General features: G+C 33.3%; 5 protein-coding genes. 4 read left to right on the top strand and 1 reads right to left on the bottom strand.

Annotated features, from left to right (window positions below; all coding sequences use genetic code 11):
- Positions 1-248: 248 nt before the first annotated feature.
- Both CIB29_RS15495 and CIB29_RS18995 read left to right on the top strand, forming a co-directional pair.
- On the top strand, positions 249-1,013 hold the full coding sequence (locus CIB29_RS15495) for a LuxR C-terminal-related transcriptional regulator (RefSeq protein ID WP_094551274.1): 765 nt from the start codon (positions 249-251) through the stop codon (positions 1,011-1,013).
- A 182-nt stretch (positions 1,014-1,195) separates the two neighbouring features.
- Positions 1,196-1,351 (top strand): hypothetical protein, encoded by a 156-nt coding sequence (locus CIB29_RS18995; protein ID WP_198543924.1) that lies wholly within the window; start codon positions 1,196-1,198, stop codon positions 1,349-1,351.
- Positions 1,352-1,526: 175 nt separating this feature from the next.
- Here the strand turns inward: CIB29_RS18995 and CIB29_RS19685 are convergent, their stop codons facing one another.
- Complete coding sequence (locus CIB29_RS19685) at positions 1,527-2,015, bottom strand: transposase (RefSeq protein WP_423241312.1); 489 nt, start codon at positions 2,013-2,015, stop codon at positions 1,527-1,529.
- Between the two features lie 802 nt (positions 2,016-2,817).
- Here CIB29_RS19685 and CIB29_RS15485 point away from each other — a divergent pair.
- Together CIB29_RS15485 and CIB29_RS15480 are read left to right on the top strand one after the other, a co-directional pair.
- Entirely contained in the window at positions 2,818-3,108 is a 291-nt protein-coding gene (locus CIB29_RS15485) for a class IIb bacteriocin, lactobin A/cerein 7B family (protein WP_094551270.1), read from the top strand.
- Positions 3,109-3,460: 352 nt separating this feature from the next.
- The coding region (locus CIB29_RS15480; protein WP_157910332.1) for a transposase at positions 3,461-4,245 on the top strand (785 nt) is incomplete at its 3' end.

The raw sequence follows: 4,245 nt of genomic DNA, 5'->3' as shown, positions 1-4,245 counted from the left end.
TGTCTGTTATCTCTATAAGTTTTAGAGAAAAATTGGCAGACAATTTACTTGGTCCCCTGTCTGTGTCTGAACATAATGATTATAAAATTGCCTATCATTCCATGCAATTCTTTGTTGATAATTAATAAGAGAAATGCTATAATAATTCAAAAATAATTATTTTTTACATTTATGTATAATGTTTAATGGTATATAATCATGTCAAATTTTGTTCTTAAGATAGCTGACGGAATTGAGAGGACAATATCATGGAAAAGAAAATATTGGCATCATGGCAGCGGTGCAAGAGCATAGGTTTGTCCAAAGACATCGTTTTTCCTGTGATAAAAGTGACACCACAACAATTCAAAGTTATATGCAGCCAAAACAAAATGCTCATCTCTACATTTAAAACCTGCATTACAGAACTTAAAGCTCATCTTACCGGAGCATTTCTCTTCCTATTAACCGATGCACAGGGCATTTTACTGGATATTTACTACAACAAGGATATAGAACAGCACGTTAAACAATCCCAAATCAAGCCGGGTATGTCCTTTGCCGTGGAAAGCTGCGGGACCAATGCCGTATCCATGGCCATGGATACAGGCGAATCCATATATATACTGCCGGAACAGCATTACTGCAGTCTTTTTAAATGCTGGCATTGTTTTTGTACGCCGATATTGATGAATAACAAGATCATTGGATATCTCGACATATCTACCATAAATACACAAATGAAAAAAGAATTTGTAGCCATTACAAAAATTTTACCCAGTTATTTGATAGACAAATACAAAAAGCAGCTTAATCAATATATTATAGATATGTCTTCTGTCAAGCTGACAAAACGCCAGATGGAAATCCTGACGCTAATAACAAGAGGACTCTCGGCAAAAGAAATAGCAATTGCACTAAAAATAAAAGAATGTACCGTGGATTATCATAAAAAAGTACTTTTTGAAAAACTAAACGTAAACTCAAGCACCGAAGCAGCCGCAATGGCTGCACGTCTTAAACTAATACCCTGAATCCTGAAATACTATGGAAATCCATAGGTTGATAATTTGAACAAGATATGGTAAATTCATAATGAATAAAGTATTAACAACTATAACCAAACAATGCTATGCGTTGCATAAAATACTTGATAGAATAAATGTCAATGTAAAGGGATCTAGCTCTGCACAGGAACTTGACGATATACAAGTTTATGTATATGTTGGAGTTAATCCGTCTGTTCTGTAATAGTGATATTAACCATGAGGACTGGAATTGCCGGCATAAAACAGTCTTTATGGTTGATATATATTCTGAAGTTACCCGGGGAATGGAAGAAGTTATAAACAATAGGTTGTTGCAAGGCTAGTGTAAAATAATGCACGATATTAATAGGTTAATGAAAAGTATACTAAAAACAGCAGAAATAAAAGAGAAATTAGGAATAGCAATGCTTCTGTGAACCTTGAAAATTAAAAAATGGCATGGCAAATAGACCCTTGACGAAAGGATGGAAATATTAACCATAATTCCTATTTGGATAATTATCTAATAACAAGTTCTTTCACAAGAACAGATAAGTTGTAAGTAATCAGGCTACAACAGACATAGGAGAATATGAAAGAGAGTTTGAAGGTATTTAAGTGATCAAGATTAAAATTTAATTTAAGTTCACTAAAGACCTGCTCAATAATAACTCTCAGGTTGTAGGCTTTTTTCCACTCTTTGGAGTACTTTGGTAAACCTTCTGTACCATGTTTTCTAATATTATCAAGAGGTGTTTTATGAGTGCGAATAAGATTTTTAGAAGTAGGGTTACAAAGCTCAAGGAATTCACACTCAAAACTTTTGGAAACATTAGGACAATTCCAAAGTCTAAAACCGGCTTCTAAGTCTCTTCCATTAGATTTAAATGGTTGCTTACAATATTTGCAGTGAGGAACACCATTTTTGTACTCAATAAAATCAATATTTGATTTTTTCTCCATATCCCTACAAGGGATAGCAGGATTAGCATCAAGGTCATAAGCCACAAAGGAGTTGTTTTTAGTAGAATCATAACCTTTGTCAGCAGAGTAGATATCGAACCTAACTGAAAGTATCTTGATATTATTGATTGATTAGGAATGCAGTCAGGCTCAAGACCACAAGCAACAGCCATGTCAGCAGATCTATATAAAAAAGATTCAACGTCTCTATTGCTATCAAGGTTTTCAAGAGATCTTAACAAGGTTCTTTTAAATTTGGTGATATTAGAATAATAAACAGAATCAACTTCATCATTAGATTTTTTAAATCTTTCAGCATTAGCTTTGAAGTTAGGATTTTCACCAATGATATACTCTAAAAATGAGTAATCAAAGCAAGTTAAAATAGCCAGGTTAGTTACAAACTTAGAACGTTTAGTAGCTAATAGCTTGGTAATTTTGTTAAGAACCTCAACAGTAGTAAAAGAAAGCTGCTTATTCTGATGATAGAAATTGCTGATATCAATTTTAAAATTCTTGTAGTAAGACTCGGGGATTTTAGAATAAAGCTCAAGTAAATAATCAGCAACTTTATCTAAATCTTCATCAGAGCAGTTCATAGCGTATTCAAAAGGGTTTTCGATGGGTTTACCATCTACAAAATCTTTATAAGAATCAAAAAAATTATCTTCAAACAATTTGAAGTTAGTAAGCATTGAAATTCCTCCTATTTTTGTGAAAATATTATTTGTCCAACTATTATACAATAATGTGGAGGAATTTCATATATAAATTGGCCCAAAAGGCCTAAAAACAAAGGGCTTTAGCCCTTACAACAAACTAATTTTAGGAGAGGGAGGTCATATAAATGACAAATGCATTAGTTTTGAATAATAATTTTGTTGAGCTGAACCATGATGAAATGGACTCTGTTAATGGTGGAGTTGGTTTTGTAGCAGGGTTAGCTATTGGTGTTGCCGTAGGATGGGTTGCAGATGGCATTTTAAAATCTACTACTGGAAAAAGTGGGGGAGACTGGGTTGCTACTGGGATAGATGCAGTAAAAGAAGCCTTTAATAGCTCAGAAGCTAAGGTAAATAGAGAAGCAGGCCTTAATCAGTTTAAAAGTTCTAGTTATTATCAGATTTTTGGAAACTAAAATCTTAACATTTTTATGCGCCTACAGTAGGCGCATAAAAATGTACAGAGCATAATGACTGGAGGAAAATAATATGATTAATTTTATATCTGAAAAAAAGGGTGTTATATTAGGAATTATTATAGGGGTAATAGTTTATTTTGTTCTATCATATTTATTTAAGTATTACATTAAATAGATATAGTATAGTTATTATAATATAATAGGTTTATATTATATTAATCTACAGAGTTAATTTCATAATTTCTAACCCTTGAAATCAAAGGATTAGAAAAGGGTATAAAAAATAGTTTACCCCAATCCGATAAATAATTCGTCCAAATAATCCACAGAAAGGAGTAAACTACGAATTATGTATCGGCAAACAACATTATTTACTTTAGATCAAATTTTAGAAATTCAACCATTAACAAAATTACAAGCTATTTTAACATTTGTTGATTATTCAATTATGCTTGAAGCTTTTAAAATTGATGCCAGCAAGCGAGGTCCTAAAGGTTTTTCATATTCCAGCTTGCTCAATGCCTTGCTTGCAATGCAGATTGAACAACTTCCTACCGTTAAGGCATTGGTTAAAAGGTTAAAAACCGACCCTGTTTTAAGAGTAACCTGTGGTTTTGATGCTGTTGGTAAAACACCCAGTGCAGCAACTTTTTCAAGATTTATTGAAAAGCTTTCTAAAACAAATGTGCTTGAAAAGACTTTTCGCCGAATGGTACGTAGAGCTAAAACCTTGGGACTTATTGATGGTACTCACGTTTCTATTGATGCATCAAAAATTGATGCTTTTGAGCATGCTATACCAAAATCGAGGATACCGGAAAACAATCCTGAGTTTCCTCACTGGGGTGCCAAGCAAGATACCAACGGTAATATGATAAAATGGTTTGGCTGGAAGATGCACGCCGTAGTTGATACAACAAGCGGTATACCATTAGGGTATATCATAACCCCTGCAAATATAGCAGATATGGTAATGGCAATACCACTCATGAATAAGCTTAAAGAAGATTATGAAAACTTATTCAAACCATCATATTACATTATGGATACAGGCTATGATACACCAGCCATCTATCAGCATGCCATATTGCTTGGTGCTCAAGCCATCATATCCATTAATTGGAGAAATACAAA

This window comes from Petroclostridium xylanilyticum (assembly GCF_002252565.1).
GTDB classification, from domain to species: Bacteria; Bacillota; Clostridia; order SK-Y3; family SK-Y3; genus Petroclostridium; species Petroclostridium xylanilyticum.
This window is presented reverse-complemented; position numbering and strand designations above follow the sequence as displayed.